Source organism: Verrucosispora sp. WMMD703, assembly GCF_049178935.1.
In the GTDB taxonomy this organism is placed as follows: domain Bacteria; phylum Actinomycetota; class Actinomycetes; order Mycobacteriales; family Micromonosporaceae; genus Micromonospora; species Micromonospora sediminimaris.
Window position 1 is genome coordinate 4,347,537 of record NZ_JBMHMM010000004.1, and the last position, 16,000, is coordinate 4,363,536.

Sequence of the window (16,000 nt, forward strand, 5' to 3'; positions counted from 1 at the left end):
AGCGAATCCTATGTCGACGTGACGGCGATCCGTCAATAGTTATCCACATGTTGGACGCGGTCCATCGTGGCGCGTACAGAGACAGTGCACATGCGCATTTGCATTCGCGGTGCGGCACACATTACCGGCCTGGATCCGGGCCTGTCAATCCCCGTAAATCATGGGTGGGCCGTTATACGGACATACTCCAGAGGTCGGGCCTTTGATCATTGGTGCGGCTGCACAGACCGGCCGCATTTCCGCAGCTCCGATCAGTAGTGCTCCTCGATCGGTCGACGGGCCTCGGCGAACAGCGCCGGCCCGTCGTACCGGACCGGAGCCGGCGCCGGGGTGGCCGGCTTGACACTTTCGAACTGCTCGGCGGAGAGCGCGAACACCACCCGGCCGAGGCCGGAGCGTTCGATGGCGGTGGCGCACATCGGGCACGGTTGGCAGCTGGTGTACATCGTGGTGCCGGCCGCCACCTCGGGGCCCAGTTCCCGGATCAGCCAGGGCAGCGCGAGGGTGTTGGCCTGGTAGCCGCAGGCGGACACGGCACCGGCGGCGACCACCGCGCGCAGCCCGCGACGGTGCCCGGGTGGCGCGGCGGTCGCTGCGGGGCTCACCCCGGGGCACCGAGCGTGTGCGTGCTGCCGGTCTGCGCCGGCCAGGGCAGCGCGGCGCGGTCGAGCTTGCCGTTGGCGGTGGCTGGGAAGCCGTCCACGAACACGACCGCCGCCGGAACCATGTAGTCCGGCAGTCCCGCCGCCACATGCCGACGCAGCTCCCGTACGGTCGGACGGCAGCCGGGTGCCGGCCGGACGTAGGCCACCAGCACCCGGTCGCCGTCCCGGTTCGGCCGGGCCAGCACCACCACGTCCCGGACGTCAGCGTGGCCGCGGAGGCGGTGCTCGACCTCCCCGAGCTCGACCCGCGCGCCGCGGATCTTCACCTGCCCGTCGACCCGGCCCAGGATGGTCAGCACACCGTCAGGGCCGAAGCTCGCCCGGTCGCCGGTGCGGTACAGCCGACCCCCGGGGTCGGGTCCCAGCGTGTCCGGGATGAACCGCTGCCCGGTCAGTTCCGGCTGGCCGTGGTAGCCGATCGCGAGGACATCGCCGCCGATGAGCAGGTCGCCCGGGACGCCGACCGGGCACGGCCGCAGGTTCTCGTCGACCACCCAGTACTGGGCGTTGTCGATCGGCCGGCCGTACGGAACGCTCCGCCAGGCCGGGTCGACCGCCCCGACCTCGTACCAGTTCGCCCATACGGTCGTCTCGGTCGTGCCGCCAAGGTTGACGATCGTCGCCCGGGTGAAGACCGACCGCACGTCGTCCGGCAGGGTCAGCGGTGGGAAGTCGCCGGCGAGGTAGACCAGGCGAAGGTCGCCCGTCCCGGCGTCGTCGCGGTGTCCGTCGAGCAACGGCGCGAGGTGGGCCAGCGTCGTCGGCGCGGAGTTCCAGAACGTCACCGGCTCGCGTAGCAGGACGTCGATCAGCAGCTCCGGGTCGCGTCGCTGCGCATCGTCGGCGATGTACACGCCGGCCCCGTACCCGGGCAGGCCGAGCAGGTCGAAGACGGACAGGTCGAAGCTGAACGAGGCGACCGACAGGCCGAGGTCGTGCGGGCCGAAACCGTGTGTGCGCTGACACCAGGCGAAGAGGTTGTGCAGCGACCGGTGCGCCACCTCGACGCCGTTGGGTCGGCCGGTGGTGCCGGAGGTGAAGACCACATAGGCGGTGGAGTCGGCGTCGGTGCCGGGTTCGGGGCCGCACAGTTCACGGCGGTCCGGGACAGGGTGGTCGGCGGACACCGCAGCTACCCCGGCCGGTACCGACCAACTGTCCCCGCCGGCCGCGACGACAAGTACCCGCGCACCGGCCTCGGCCAGGAGGGTGTGTGCCCGCTCGGCCGGGAGCGTCGGCTCCACCGGCAGGTAGTAGCCGCCCGCCTTCAGCACGCCGTACACGGCGACCGCCAGCTGCGGGCCGCGCGGCACCCGGATCCCGACCGGTGTCTGCGGTCCGACCCCGCGGTCGCGCAGTGCCCACGCCAGCCGGTTGGCACGCCGGTCCAGTTCGGCGAAGGTCAACGTGCCGCCGGCCCAGCGCACCGCCACCGCGTCCGGTCGGAGCCGGGCCTGCGCCTCGAACCGCCGGTGCACGGGGCCGTCCGCGGTGAACCCGCGGGTGGTGGTGTTCCACGCCCGCTGCTGCGCGGTGGGCCCGAGTGCGGCCGTGCCGGTCGTCGTCGTGGTCATCGGGAGCCACCCAGCACCGCGCTGATCACATCGGTCAGGTGCTTGAGCAGGGGCGGTTTCATGATCCCGATGTGGTCTCCGGGTACCCGGTGCAGTTCGATGCCACCGTCGATCAGCTCCTCCCACCGAGCGTAGTAGTCGGTGAATGCCTGGCCGGAGGTCACCACGTGCCGACTGTTGGCGAGCGCGTCGCTGACGATGAGGTGCAGCTTGCCGGCGTAGGTCGGGTTCGGGTACTCGATCAGTGCCTCAAGCGATTCCCGCCAGACGCGGACCATCCGCGGCCAGGCGGTGCCGACACCGCGCTCGGGCAGCGCCATACCCTCGCTGTCGTCGATGTCGTTGGCGACCCGTCCGTACAGGTCCATGATCTCGGCGCGGCGTTCGGGTGTGTCCATCTGCGGCCCACCCCGGTCGATCTCCAGGACCAGCTTCTCCAGCCGGCGCACAAAGCCCATCTGCTCGTAGAACTTCGGCCTGGTCTTTGCGTCCAGTACCGGGTCGAGAAGCATGAAGATCACCTCCTCGCCGGCGTCGAGCAGCATGGTGGCGAGCGCCGCCGCGATGGTGCTGCCGCCGCACCAGCTGAAGATCCGGTACGGCCCGTGCGGCTGGACGGCCCGTAGCTCGTCGAAGTGCCGGCGGGCCATCTCGTCGGCGGTAGGGATCGGCGCGTTGTCACCGTGCGGTTTCGGCCACTCGAACGCGGCCAGCGGCAGTTCGGGGTCCAGATAGGGCAGGAAACGCTGGAACCAGTGGGCGCTGCCGCCGCCCGGGTGGATGCAGAACAGCGGCGCGCCGGTGCCGCGACGCAGCCACAGCATCGCGCAGTTGCGGCTACCGGCCTCGGCCGGCTGCTCCGGGATGCCGACCGCGCCGGCAACGATCGCGGCAGCCAGCCGCGCGACGGTCTGGTGCTCCAGGAAGGCGCGGAACGTCAGCTCCACGCCGTGCGATTCCCGCAGCAGCGAGATGATTCGCATCATCGCCATCGAGTGGCCGCCGAGGTCGAAGAAGTCGTCGTCGACGCCGACCCGGTCCAGCCGCAGCGCCTGCTCCCAGGCACCGGCGATCGCCCGCTCCAGCGGCGTCCGCGGCGCCACCCGCTCCAGTTGCGCGGCGACCGGTTCCGGCTCGGCCGCCACCAGCGCAGCGCGATCGACCTTGCCGGAGGCGGTTACCGGGAACTGGGCGACGATGTGGCAGCGGGTCGGCACCAGGTGTGCCGGCAGCTGGCGGCGGACGTGATCGCGCAGTTCGGCAGCCGAGGGGGCAGCGCCGCCGGCGCCGTCGGTGAGCCGGACGAACGCCACAAGCGTCGCGTCCTCGGTGCCCGCCGCGGCGACCGCGACCGCCGCGGCCGCGATGGCCGGATGCACCTGCAACGCGTGCTCCACCTCGCCGAGTTCGATCCGGAAGCCGCGGACGCTGACCTGCTGGTCGCCGCGGCCGTGGAAGTACAGGGCGCCGTCGTCCGCGCGGGACACCACGTCGCCGGTGCGGTACATCCGGCTGCCGGGCGCTCCGTTTGGGTCCGGAACGAACCGGTCCGCAGTCAGGCCGGGTCGGCCGAGGTAACCGCGGGCCAGCCCCGCGCCGGCGACGTACAACTCGCCGCGCACCCCGGCGGGCAGTGGTCGCAGCTCGGCGTCCAGGACGTAGCAACGCACGTTCGCCAGCGGGGTGCCGATCGGCGGTACCCGGTCCGGCGTGCCGGCGAGGACCGGCGCATACGTGGCATACACGCACGTTTCCGTTGGGCCGTAGACGTTGACGAACGCGGCGTGCCGCGCCCACCGGTCGGCCTGCGCCGCGGGGCACGCCTCGCCCCCGACGAGGGTGATCCGCAGCTTCGGGAAATCCGCCGGGTCCAACCGACTCAGCATCGACGGCGGCAGGAGGATGTGGGTGAGGGTGGCTGCCTCGCCGCGCAGGTCGCCCGGGTCGCGGCCGACCCCGGGCAGGACCAGCTCGGCGCCGGCGGTGAGCGCGGCGAGCAACTCGGACACCGATGCGTCGAAGCTCGCCGAGAAGAACTGCAGCATCCGGTCGCCCGGCCGGACGTCGAAGATCTCCTGCTGGGCGTAGCGGAGGTTGCGGGCGGCCCGGTGCGGCACGGCGACGCCCTTGGGGCGCCCGGTCGAGCCGGACGTGTAGGTGACGTACGCCAGGTCGTCCGGTGACACGGTCTCCTGCGGCGCGGTGACCGGCAGGTCCAGCAGGGCGGACTCGTGAGTCACGTCGACGGTCGGCACCTGCGCGGAACCGGCCCCGGTGAGGCCGGCCGGTGGCGGGCCGGCGGTGAGAACCACTGCGGCCGCCGCGTTGTCGAGCATGAACCGCAGCCGCTCGACCGGGTACTGCGGGTCCAGCGGTAGGAACGCGCCGCCCGCCTTGAGGACGGCCAAAATGCTGATGGCGAGGTCGGGTGTGCGCGGCAGACAGACGCCGACGACGGTGTTCGGGCCGACGCCGAGCGCGCGCAGTCGGTGTGCCAGCCGGTTGGCACGCAGGTCCAGCTCGGCGTAGTAGACCTTGACGGCGCCCTGCCGCAGCGCGACGGCGGTGGGTGTGGACCGGGCCTGCCGCGCGATCAGCCGGTGCACCGGTTCGTCGGAGGGCCAGATACGGTCGGAGCGGTTCGGCGCGACGAGGACCCGGTCGCGGTCGACAGGTGCCAGCGTCACGGTGCGCGGCCCCGTGGCCGGTGCCGCGTCCGGGAGGGCAGCCGGGTCGCGGTCCGGGCCGGCGGCCATCGCGGCGAGGACCTGGCGGTAGGTGCGGGCGACCAGTTCCAGGTACGGCCGTCGGATCCGGCTCGGTCGGCCCACCAGGCACAGGCGGCCGGGGAACGACACCGCGGAGAACGGCAGCTCACTCGGGCTGAAGTCGGACTCGAAACCGATGCCGGAGCTCCAGTCGATCATGTGGAAGTCCAGGTACGTGAAGCTGACGTCGACGAGCGACGAGAGGTGCCGACCGTCGCGTCGCATCGCCGCCATCGGGTAGCGCCGGTGTGGCCACAGCCGGGCCTCCTGCGCGAAGACCGCCCGTACCAGGTCCGGCCAGTTCGCCGCGGTCAGATCGGCGGGGAACGGCACCGTGTTCAGGTACATGCCGATCACCTCGTCACCGCGTGGCAGCTCCGGCCGGCCGTTGACGACCAGCCCGGCGGAGAAGCGCTGCCGCCCGGTGACCACGCCCCAGGCCGTGAGGTGGGCGGCGTGCAGCACGCTCTTCAGCGACACACCCGCGTCGGCCGCCAGCCGGCGCAGCGCCGGTTCCAGGTCGGCGTACCCGACGTCGATCGAGTCCGGCGCGTCGTCGGTCCGGTCCGCGCCGGCCTCCGGATCGCCCCACCCGGCCGGGATCTCCAGCTTGTCCGTGGCCGTGATGGTGGCGGTCCAGAAGTCCCGATCGGCGGCCGATGCCAGCGACTCCTGCTCGGCGGCGATGAAGTCGGCGAACCGGACGGCGGGCGGCGGCGCCGGCTGCGGGGTGTCGCCCCGGCGCAGCGTCCGGTAGGTCTGGATCAGCTCACCGACCACCGACGTCTGGCTCCACCCGTCCAGGATGGCGTGGCACTCGACGTGTGTGAGCCACCACTCGCGTTCTCCGGTGCGGTGCACCGTGTAGCGCAGCAGCGGCGGCATGGCCAGGTCCAACGGCACGTCGCGCTGGGCGATCAGGAACTCGTCCAGGACCTGGCGCTGCGCGGCCGGGGGCAGGTCGCGCAGGTCGTCCAGCTCCACCGGAACCTCAGCGTTCTCGTGCACCAGTTGCAGCGCCCGGGTGTAGCCGGTGAGCGCGAACGAGGTGCGCAGGATCTCGTGCCGCTGCACCAGCAACGCCGCGGCTGCGCGCAGGTCGGCCAGGTCGAACGGCAGCTCGTCGGCGATGCGGTAGCAGCTGACGTTGACGTAGACGGGCCGCTGTGCGGCCAGCATCTCGTACACCATCCCGGCCTGGATCTCGCCCATCGGGTACGCGTCCACCACGCCCGGCGGCAGCAGCGCACGGTCGGCGTCGGACAGCAGCGCGAACGACGCCACGGCCGACGGGCCGGCACCAGGCTCGACCGGTTCCCGCGTACCGACCAGTTCGGCCAGCTCGGCCACCGTGGCGTGGCTGAACAGGTCGTGCACCGACACCGGCAGGCCAGCGGCCCGCAGCGCACCGACGGCCCGGATCGCCCGCATCGAGTCACCGCCGAGGGTGAAGAACGCGTCGTGCCGGCCGATCGTGTCGATGCCCAGCGCGTCGGTGAACGCGTCCGCGAGCGTCCGCTCAAGCTGAGTGAGCGGCTCCGCTTCGACCGGCCCGACATGCGCGGGCGGCGCCGGCAGCGCCCGCACGTCGACCTTGCCGGCGGCGGTCAGCGGTAGCGCGTCGAGGACGATCCAGCGCGTGGGCACCAGGTTCAGCGGCAGCCGGGCCCGGGCGTACGCCGCGACCACGTTCGGATCGGCCGAGCCTTCGAGGTAGGCGACGAGCCGGTCGTCGTGCACGGTGACCACGGCGGCGGCGACGTCCGGGTACGCGGTGAGTACCGCCTCGACCTCGCCCGGCTCGATGCGGTTGCCGTGCAGCTTCACCTGCCGGTCCAGCCGGCCCAGGTATTCGATCGTGCCGTCGGCGCGGTGCCGGACCAGGTCGCCGGTGCGGTAGAGCCGGCCCCCGGCGCCGAACGGGTCGGGAACGAACCGGTCGGCCGTGTCCGCCGGGCGCAGATAGCCACGGGCGAGCTGGACGCCGGCCAGCACCAGTTCGCCGGGCACGCCGACCGGCTGCAGGCGCAGGTCCGCATCGACGACGTAGGCGCGGGTGTTGGCGACCGGCCGGCCGATCGTGACCGGCTCCCCGGGCCGGCACCGGGCCGCGGTCACGTCGATCGTGGCTTCGGTGGGACCGTAGAGGTTGTACAACGGGCAGCCGATCTTCGTATGCACGGTCGCCGCCACCTCGGCGGGCAGCGGCTCGCCGCTGGCGAAGAGTCGCCGCACCGACGGCAGCGGGCCGGGCAGCTCGTCGAGGAAGGCCCGCAACATCGACGGCACGAAGTGCAGCGTGCTCACGCCGCGCTCAGCGATCACCCGAGCCAGGTACGCCGGGTCGCGGTGCCCGCCCGGACGGGCGACCACAAGCGTCGCGCCGGTCACCAGCGGCCAGAACAGCTCCCAGACCGAGACGTCGAAGCCGTACGGCGTCTTGTGCAGCACCCGGTCCGTGCCGTCGAGGGGGTACTCGCGCTGCATCCAGGTCAGCCGGTTCAGCAGCGCCCGATGGGTGATCACCACGCCCTTGGGTCGGCCGGTCGAGCCGGAGGTGTACAGCACGTACGCCGGGTGGTCCGGGTGGAGGTCGGCGCCGAGCGGCCCGTCGGGGGCGCCATCGACGGCGTCCGGCCGGACCAGCGTCCGCGTGGTGTGGCCGACGGTCGTCCGGTCGGTCACCACGATCCGCACGCCGGCCTCGGTGAGCTGGTCCTCCAGCCGCGAGGCCGGGCTCTCGGTGTCCAGCGGCAGGTAGGCCCCGCCGGCCGTGAGCACGGCCAGCAGCGCGGTCACCAGCTCCGGGCCGCGTTCCAGGCACACCCCGACCACCGACTCGGGGCCGACGCCGAGCGCACGCAGCCGGTGCGCCAGCGCGGTGACCCGGACGTCCAGCTCGGCGTAGGACAGGCTGCCGTCCTCGGTCCGTACGGCCACCGCGTCCGGGGTGGCGGCCACCTGGGCCCGGAACAGCTCCGGCACCGTGCCGGCCGGCACGTCGGACGCGGTGTCGTTCCAGCCGTCGAGCAGCAGCTCGCGTTCGGTCGGCGGCAGGATGGTGATGGCGGACAGCGGGGTGTCCGGCGCCGCGGCGACACCCGCCAGCAGTTGCCCCACCTGCGCGGCGAACCGCTCGATCGTGTCGCGGTCGAACAGACTTGTCGCGTAGACCAGGGCACCGGCGAGCGTGCCGTCCGGGCCGGGCGCCACCGCCAAGGTCAGGTCGACCTTGGCGTCGGCGAACGGGATCGGTACCTGCTCGACGTGCAGGCCGGGGGCGTGGAAGCCGCCCGGACCGGCCTCCTGCCAGACGAGCATCGTCGAGAACAGCGGGGTGCGCGCGGGGTCGCGGACCGGTGCCAGGTCATCGACGAGTTGATCGAACGGCAGCTCCTGGTGGGCCATCGCGCCCAACGCGGCACCACGGACCCGGTCGACCAGGTCACCGAACGTCGGGTCGCCTTCCAGGTCGGCCCGCACCACGACGGTGTCGAGGAAGAGTCCGATCAGGTTGTGCGTGTCGTCGTGCCCACGGCCGGCGACCGGCGTTCCGACCGTGACGTCGGTCCGGCCGCTCCACCGTCCGAGGACGACCGCGTACGCCGCCAGCAGGACCATGAACGGCGTGGCGCGGTGCGCGCGGGCGAGCCGGCCCAGCGCCGCCGCCACGCTGGTGGGCACGGTGAACGGCACGATGTCGCCGGCGGCGTCGCGTACCGCCGGCCGCGGCCGGTCGGTCGGCAGGTCCACCGGCGTGGCGTCGGCGAGCTGCCGACGCCAGTACGGGAGTTGGGTGCCGCGCAGCTCGGCGATCCGTTGTCCCTGCCAGGCCGCGACGTCGGCGTACTGCACCGACAGCGGGGCGAGGTCGGCGGGGCGATTGTCGAGGGCGGCGGTGTAGCGGCGGCGCAGCTCGTCCACCAGCAGGTTCTCCGACCAGAGATCCATCGCGATGTGGTGGGTGGTGAGCAGCAGCAGGTTCTGGTCCGGTTCACGCCGGACCAGCAGCGCGCGGAAGACCGGCCCGGCGGCCAGGTCAACCGGCTCGCGGTCGACCGACATGAGCTGGTCGAGCAGCGTGCCCTGGGTCTCGCTGTCGAGGTGGGTGAGGTCCCGGACCGGCAACGGGACCGGGGCGGGTGGGTCGATCAGCTGCACCGGCTCGCCGTCAGGGCCGGCCGGGTAGCGGGTGCGCAGCACCTCGTGCCGCGCCACCAGCCCGTCCAGCGCGGCCTGCAACGCGGCGACGTCGAGCCGGCTGCCGGGGTGGTCGACCATGTGCAGCGCGATCTGGACCACGTACTCGACACCACCGGGACGCAGCTGGTCGAGAATCCACAGCCGGCGCTGCGCGGGTGACAGCGGCGGCGCGACGGCCCGTGACACCTGAGGGATACCAGGCTCGGTGAACGTCTCCAGGCCGTGCAGCCGGCGCTCCAGCAGCTGTTCGTGCAGGCTGGGCGACTCCAACATCTCGGTCATCGGGTTCCTTTCGGGGCGGCCCGGAGCAGTACGCCCTGCACCTGGCTGGTGGACATTCGGCCGACGTCGGCGCGGACCGCGGCGGTGACCGCAGCCGCGAGTTCGGCCACCGTGGCGGCCTCGAACAGGACCTGCACGGGCAGATCGACAGCGAACGTGCGCCGCAGCGCGGCGCGCACCCGGATCACCAGCAGCGAGTTGCCGCCGAGGTCGAAGAAGTCGTCGTCGGCGGCGATGTCGTCGACGTCGAGCAGAGCCGACCAGATTCCGGCGACGGCTTGCTCGACCGGGCCGGACGGCGGCACCGGGGCGGCTGCCGGCTGTGTCGCAGGGGTGGCCGCCGTGGTCGGCGCGCCGGGCGTCGGGGCCGGCTGGACCGCGCGGACCTGCGGTGCGCCGGCCAGCCGCTCGAGCAGCGCCACGTAGTCCTCGGCGAGCCACTGCATCGTCGTCCGGTCGAACAGATCAGCGGCGTACTCCAGCATGCACTGCAGGTCGCCCGCCGCCGTGCGGTGAACGGTGAACACCAGGTCGAACTTGGCGGCGGTGGCAGTCGCCGGCAGCGGCTCCACCGCGGCGCCTCCGAGCGTGCCGGGCGTACCGGAGGTGTGGAGGACCTGGAACATGATGTCGAACAGCGGGTTGCGGGCGGGGTCCCGGCCGGGTCGGACCGCGGCCACGACGTCGTCGAACGGCACGTCGTTGTGCATCAGTGCGCTCAGCACCGTCTCGCGCACCCGGTGCAGCACCTCGACGAACGACGGCCCGCCGGACAGGTCGGTCCGCAGCACCAGGGTGTTGATGAAGAAGCCGATCAGGTCCTCGGTCTCCGGCTCGTCCCGCCCGGCGTCGGCTAGCCCGACCGCGATGTCGGTGCGGCCGGTCCGGTGCGCCAGCAGCACCTTGAACGCGGCCAGCAGTGTCATGAACGCGGTCGTGCCGTGCCGCTCGCCGATGCCGTCGACCAGCCGGGCGACGTGCCGCGGCACGTCGACGGTGAACACGTCGCCGCGCCGGTCGCGGCCGGCATCGCGCCGCCGGTCGGTGGGCAGTGTGACCGGGTCCAGCCCGGCGAGCCGGTCCCGCCAGTACTCGATGCCGGACGTGCCGGTGGCCTCCCGACGGCTCCGCTGCCAGGCCGCGACGTCGGCGTACTGCACCGGCGGTGGCGCCGGCCGGGGCCGGCCGGCCGCGAGCGCGCGGTACGCCTGATCCAGTTCGCGCATCAGGATGTCGCACGACCAACCGTCGACCGCGATGTGGTGCAGGGTGAGCCCGACCAGGTGTTCGGTGGGCGCAAGCCGTACCACGACGACTCGCAGCGGGTGTTCCCGGCGCAGGTCGAACGGCCGGGCCGCCGCCGCGTCGAGCATCGCCGCCGCCCGGGTCGCGGCATGCGGATCCCCCGCCGGGCCGCCGGTCAGGTCCACGACCGTGACGTCGGCCGGGCCGGGTGGGTCGATGACCTGCACGGGATCGCCGGCGTTGTCCTCGTACCGGGTGCGCAGCACCTCGTGCCGGTGGACGACCTCGGTCACGGCGCGCTCGAACACCGCGGGATCCCATGCGCCGCGCAGGCGCAGGTGTGACCGGATGAGATACCCGGTACCGCCGCTGTGCAGCCGGTCGAGGAACCAGAGCCGCTCCTGCCCGGGTGACAGCCGCAGCACGCCGGTGCGCGGCACCGGCCGGATCGGCGGCGGGATGTTCATCGCGGTACCAACTCGGGCCGACATCAGTGGCCCCCCTTCACCGGCGATCGGCATCGGCATCGGTTCCGAGAGTGGTGCCCACGGGCGGGCCCGGACCAGAGCCGGACCAGCAACCCCGCCTCTGCCCGTCCTTCTCTGCCAGCGGCCGGGCGGGGCCGGCAGAGTCGGCAGGGTCAGCGGAAACCGGGGAGAGGCGGCGACATGTCCGGGACGTTCGCCCTACGCACGGTGGCGTCGTTCCTGCCGGAACGGTCGGTCGCCGTGGCCGAGCTGCCGGAACTGGCGTACCTGGGACCGGCCGAGCGGCAGCTCTGCGCCGACCTCGGAATCGAGCGGATTCGCACCGATCCGGAGCTGGACGCGCTCCACCTGGCCGCCGGCGCCGCCAGCAGGGCGCTTGTCGCCGCCGGCCTCGACGCGGATCAGATCGGGGCCCTGGTCGCGGTCGAGTCCCGTGCGCCGACCACGCTGATGAGCTCCGCCGAGACCCGGTTGCAGGCACACCTCGGCGCCAACCGGGCGCTGACGTTCTCCGTCGGCGGGCTGGGCTGTGTGTCGATGACGCCGGCGCTGCTGGTGGCGCGCGGCCTGCTGGCCGCCGATCCGGATCTGAGCGACGTCCTCGTCGTGCACGGCAGTACGCCGGCCACGCCGCGGCGCTACCGGCACCCGGTGACGGTCAGCGGCGACGGGGGCATGGCCGCGGTCGTCTCGAGGGAGGGGCCGTTGCGCGTTCTCGACGTGCTGCAGGAGACCAACGGCCACTACTGGGACCTGTTCCGGGTGGACTACCGGGACCGCCCGTCGGCCCGCTGGTCCGAGCAGTGCCGCGACCTCCAGGAGTACTCCTTCACCCTGGCGCTGGAGAGCCGTGACCGGCTGGGCGCGATGTACCGACGCCTGCTGGACCGCAACGGGCTCGCGCCGGGGGACGTCGCCCGGAATGTGTGCCACAACCTGTCCCTGGGCGGGTTCCGGTTCCTTGAGGAGACGCTCGGCGTGACAATCGCGGCGGCCTGCCACGACAACCTGCGCGACCTGGGCCATCTCGGCGCGAACGACGTCCTGCTCAACCTGGCGACCGAGATCGGGACCGGGCGGCTGCGCGAGGGTGAGCGGGCCGTGCTGATCAGCGCCAGTCCCGTGGCCGCCTGGAGCATGGTGCTGGTCGAGGTCGTCGGCGATCCCGGTGACTTCACCGTCGGTGACCGGCTCGGGGCCGGGCCACGCCGGGCCCAGCCGACGACCGACGGGGTTCCTGGACACCACACCAGCTCCCGAGACGGACGTGTGATCTGACCTGAGGAGAGGAACCCGACCATGAGCGTTGTCGGCGTTGCCGGAGCCGGCGTGATGGGGATCGGCGTGACGCAGAACCTGGCCCAGACCGGGCATCAGGTGGTCCTTGTGGACACCGAACAGCAGGTTCTCGACGCGGCTCTGCAGAAGATCGAGGCGCAGCTGCGGATGAGCCGGATGCTCGGCGGTCCTGCCGTGGACACGGCTGCGGCGATGGCGTTGATCAGCACCGGCGTGGATCCGAAGGCGCTCGCCGAGGTGGATTTCGTCATCGAGAACATCCCCGAGAGGTGGGACCTCAAACGAGCCTTGTACCTGGAGATGGACCGGATCTGCGATCCGGCGACGGTGTTCGTCGTCAACACGTCCGCGATTCCGATCACCGAGTTCGCAGCGGTGACCGGCCGACCGGAGCAGTTGGTCGGCGTGCACTTCATGAACCCGGTACCCATGAAGACCGCCGTAGAGCTCATCGCGGGCGAGCACACCTCGGCCGAGACGGTTCGGCGTACCCGTGAACTGCTGAACGCGATGGGCAAGAAGGCCATCGACGTCAAGGACGTCTGCGGCTTCATCTCCAACCGCGTCCTGATGTTGACCGTCAACGAAGCGGCCTTCCTGGTCCACCAGGGCGTTGCCACCGCCGAAGCGGTCGACGAGGTCTTTCGGAGCTGTTTCGGCCACCCGATGGGCCCGTTGGAGACTGCCGACCTGATCGGCGTCGACACCATCCTGCACAGCATCGACGTGCTCTACCAGCACTACCGCGACAGCAAGTACCGGCCCTGCCCGCTGCTGCGCACCATGGCCAACGCCGGCCGGCACGGGCGCAAGTCCGGTCGTGGCTTCTACGAGTACGGCCCGACCGCCTGACTACTCGGCTACCAGCACAGGAGGGGAACACATGTCCCACAACGACCCCAGCGCCGTCGTCGCCGCGTTCCTCCAGCAGCGGTTCCCGCACGTGGAGATCGCCCACGATGAGGACATCTTCGCCCTCGGCCTGGTCAACTCGTTGTTCGCGCTGGAGCTGGTGATGTTCGTGGAGAAGACTTTCGGCTTCACCGTGCCCAGCGACGAGATGCGGATCGACAGCTTCCGCAGCATCGACGCGATAAGCGCGTTGGTCGACCGTCAGTCCGCGACGGTGTGACGGCGGCACCGGCGATGTCACCGATGGCTGCGAGCACCGAACGCGTACCAACGGATCGAACTGCGGCCCGCTGCTTCGCCCGGACCCACCTCGCACCGCTGGCCACCCGGTTCGATCAGGCCGGCAGCATCCCGTCGGAGACGCTCGACCGTATCGGCGCGGCCGGACTGTGGGCACCGTTCCTACCGGTCGGGTACGGCGGGCAGGGCGCCTCGATGCTGACGGTGGGTCAGGTGCACGAGGAGATCGGACACGCCTGCTCATCGGTACGCAGCCTGCTCACCGTGCACGGAATGGTTTCCTGGGCGCTGCTGAGGTTCGGCACGCCCCGGCAACGGGAGCAGTGGCTCCCGCGCCTGGCCGCCGGATCGGTGCTGGGGGCCTTCTGCCTGTCCGAGCCGGACGCCGGCAGCGACGCCGGGAGCCTGACCAGCCGAGCGGTCCGGGACGAACGTGGATGGGTCCTGCACGGGACCAAAACGTGGATCACCGGAGGCCAACGGGCGCACCTGTTCCTGGTGTTCGCACGCACCGGCGCCGGCATCGCCGCCTTCCTGGTGCCCCGCGACAGCGAAGGGCTGACGGTGACGCCGATCCCCGGCATGCTGGGCACCCGCGGCAGCATGCTCGCACGGCTCACCCTGGCAGGGGTACGGGTGGGACCGGACGCCCTCGTCGGTCCGGACGGTTTCGTGAACGGCATGGTGATGAGCGCTGTGTTGGACTTCGGCCGCTACAGCGTGGCCGCCGGCTCAGTCGGCATCCTCCAAGCCTGCCTGGACGCCTGCGCCCACCACACCACGCACCGCAAGGTCGGTGGCACAGCATTGCGCGACAGGCAACTCATCCAGGCGAAGCTCTCCGACATGGTCACCGACACCCGGGCCGCGCGACTGCTCTACGAGGCCGCCGGGCGGCTGAAGGACCAGGGCGACGCGGACACACTGATGGCCACCTGGGTGGCCAAGTACTTCGCCTCGACCGCAGCCGCCCGACATGCCGCCGAGGCAGTACAGATCCACGGTGCCGTCGGCTGCACCCCCGGCCATCTGGTGGAGCGCTTGTACCGCGACGCCAAGGTCATGGAAATCATCGAAGGCAGCAACGAGATCCAGCGGATCACGATCGCGGCCGACGCGTACCGAAAGGATGTTCGGTGAGCGACGACCCGTGTGAGGAGGAGCGGCACGGTCGGATCAAGTGTGTGGTCTGGGACCTCGACCAGACGATCTGGACCGGCGTCCTGCTGGAGGACGCGACGGTGACGGTGAAGCCGGAGGTCGTCGAGGCGATCGAGGCGCTCGACCGGTTGGGAATTCTGCACTCCATCGCCAGCAAGAACGATCACCAGGCGGCCTGGACACAGATAGCGCGAAGTGGTCTCGCCGAGATGTTCCTCTGCCCGCAGATCGGGTGGAACGCCAAGTCACACTCCGTTCAGCAGATCGCCGAGAAGCTCAACATCGGGCTCGACACGATCGCCTTCGTCGACGATCAGGAGTTCGAGCGGGCGGAGGTCGCCATGGCGTGTCCGCAGGTGCTGTGCATGGACCCGGCGGAACTCGTCGAGGCGATGCGGACGCCGGCATTCCAGCCGCGGTTCCGCACCGACGAGTCGCGGGAACGCCGCCAGATGTACCGCAACCAGATCCGACGCGACGACGAGGAGAAGCGGTTCATCGGCACCCCCGACGAGTTCCTCTCCCAGTTGGGGCTGGTCGTCCGGATCGAATCCGCCACCCGGGCCGACCTGCAACGGGCCCAGGAACTGACAATCCGCACCAACCAGCTGAATTCGACCGGTCGGACGTACTCCTACGACGACCTCGACAAGTCGCGCGCCTCAGACGACCACCGTCTCTATGTCGTCGCCCTCGACGACCGCTTCGGCTCCTACGGCAAGATCGGGCTCGTCCTGATCGAGACGTCAGAAAAGGTCTGGCGGCTACGGTTGTTGCTGATGTCGTGCCGCGTGATGTCCCGCGGCGTCGGGGGGATCGTGCTCAGCCACCTGATGCGGCAGGCGCGGGATGCCTGCGTCGAGCTGCACGCGGACCTGGTCGAGACCGGCCGGAACAGAATGATGCAGATCACCTATGCCTTCGCCGGCTTCCGGGAGATCGATCGAGCCGATCAGCATGTGACGCTGCGCGCAGATCTGGACGTCATTCCGCCCGTGCCGCCCTTCGTCCGGCTGATCGCGGATTGACGTACGCAGCGACGTTGGTGCGGCAGGCGCAAAGGGCAGGTGTGCCACCCATCCGCTGTCCGACATACCCAGGAGACTGCTGTCGGTGGTACCGGAGTACCACGGGCGCCCGGAAAGTGTCGACTGCGGTACCAC

Annotated in this window: 9 protein-coding genes; 5 read left to right on the forward strand and 4 right to left on the reverse strand. The window is 71.3% G+C overall.

Annotated features, from left to right (window positions below):
• Nucleotides 1-251: 251 nt before the first annotated feature.
• The 4 genes from ACN26Z_RS20375 to ACN26Z_RS20390 are packed head-to-tail and all read right to left on the reverse strand — an operon-like array spanning nucleotide 252 to nucleotide 11,228.
• On the reverse strand, nucleotides 252-605 hold the full coding sequence (locus tag ACN26Z_RS20375; protein ID WP_421462865.1) for a deaminase: 354 nt from the start codon (nucleotides 603-605) through the stop codon (nucleotides 252-254).
• Entirely contained in the window at nucleotides 602-2,239 is a 1,638-nt protein-coding gene (locus ACN26Z_RS20380; RefSeq protein ID WP_282237898.1) for an amino acid adenylation domain-containing protein, read from the reverse strand. The genes ACN26Z_RS20375 and ACN26Z_RS20380 overlap by 4 nt, the downstream gene beginning before the upstream one ends.
• Nucleotides 2,236-9,492, reverse strand: coding sequence for an amino acid adenylation domain-containing protein (locus tag ACN26Z_RS20385; RefSeq protein ID WP_421462867.1), 7,257 nt, complete (start codon nucleotides 9,490-9,492; stop codon nucleotides 2,236-2,238). Before ACN26Z_RS20385 ends, ACN26Z_RS20380 begins: the two co-directional genes overlap by 4 nt.
• The gene (locus tag ACN26Z_RS20390; protein ID WP_282237896.1) at nucleotides 9,489-11,228 is read right to left on the reverse strand and encodes a condensation domain-containing protein; all 1,740 of its coding nucleotides are present in this window, start codon (nucleotides 11,226-11,228) and stop codon (nucleotides 9,489-9,491) included. Before ACN26Z_RS20390 ends, ACN26Z_RS20385 begins: the two co-directional genes overlap by 4 nt.
• A gap of 177 nt (nucleotides 11,229-11,405) precedes the next feature.
• On the opposite strand from ACN26Z_RS20390, the gene ACN26Z_RS20395 reads away from it, so the two are divergent.
• Genes ACN26Z_RS20395 through ACN26Z_RS20415 form a run of 5 tightly spaced genes read left to right on the forward strand, consistent with a single transcriptional unit; the run spans nucleotide 11,406 to nucleotide 15,865 of the window.
• Nucleotides 11,406-12,503, forward strand: a complete 1,098-nt coding sequence (locus ACN26Z_RS20395; protein WP_282237895.1) for a ketoacyl-ACP synthase III family protein — start codon at nucleotides 11,406-11,408, stop codon at nucleotides 12,501-12,503.
• A gap of 21 nt (nucleotides 12,504-12,524) precedes the next feature.
• Nucleotides 12,525-13,376, forward strand: coding sequence for a 3-hydroxyacyl-CoA dehydrogenase family protein (locus tag ACN26Z_RS20400; RefSeq protein WP_421462869.1), 852 nt, complete (start codon nucleotides 12,525-12,527; stop codon nucleotides 13,374-13,376).
• A gap of 31 nt (nucleotides 13,377-13,407) precedes the next feature.
• On the forward strand, nucleotides 13,408-13,656 hold the full coding sequence (locus ACN26Z_RS20405; RefSeq protein ID WP_093411088.1) for an acyl carrier protein: 249 nt from the start codon (nucleotides 13,408-13,410) through the stop codon (nucleotides 13,654-13,656).
• Between the two features lie 23 nt (nucleotides 13,657-13,679).
• Nucleotides 13,680-14,816 carry an acyl-CoA dehydrogenase family protein gene (locus ACN26Z_RS20410; protein WP_421462871.1) on the forward strand — a complete coding sequence of 379 codons (1,137 nt, stop codon included), beginning with the start codon at nucleotides 13,680-13,682 and terminating at the stop codon, nucleotides 14,814-14,816.
• Nucleotides 14,813-15,865, forward strand: a complete 1,053-nt coding sequence (locus ACN26Z_RS20415) for an HAD-IIIC family phosphatase (RefSeq protein ID WP_282237891.1) — start codon at nucleotides 14,813-14,815, stop codon at nucleotides 15,863-15,865. Before ACN26Z_RS20410 ends, ACN26Z_RS20415 begins: the two co-directional genes overlap by 4 nt.
• Nucleotides 15,866-16,000 lie beyond the last annotated feature (135 nt).

What these genes read in the sequence shown, in the direction of transcription:
- ACN26Z_RS20410 (WP_421462871.1), top strand. Translation starts at nt 13,680, where the DNA reads ATGGCTGCGAGCACCGAACGCGTACCAACGGATCGAACTGCGGCCCGC.
- ACN26Z_RS20390 (WP_282237896.1), bottom strand. Translation starts at nt 11,228, where the DNA reads ATGTCGGCCCGAGTTGGTACCGCGATGAACATCCCGCCGCCGATCCGG.
- ACN26Z_RS20400 (WP_421462869.1), top strand. Translation starts at nt 12,525, where the DNA reads ATGAGCGTTGTCGGCGTTGCCGGAGCCGGCGTGATGGGGATCGGCGTG.
- ACN26Z_RS20405 (WP_093411088.1), top strand. Translation starts at nt 13,408, where the DNA reads ATGTCCCACAACGACCCCAGCGCCGTCGTCGCCGCGTTCCTCCAGCAG.
- ACN26Z_RS20380 (WP_282237898.1), bottom strand. Translation starts at nt 2,239, where the DNA reads ATGACCACGACGACGACCGGCACGGCCGCACTCGGGCCCACCGCGCAG.
- ACN26Z_RS20385 (WP_421462867.1), bottom strand. Translation starts at nt 9,492, where the DNA reads ATGACCGAGATGTTGGAGTCGCCCAGCCTGCACGAACAGCTGCTGGAG.
- ACN26Z_RS20395 (WP_282237895.1), top strand. Translation starts at nt 11,406, where the DNA reads ATGTCCGGGACGTTCGCCCTACGCACGGTGGCGTCGTTCCTGCCGGAA.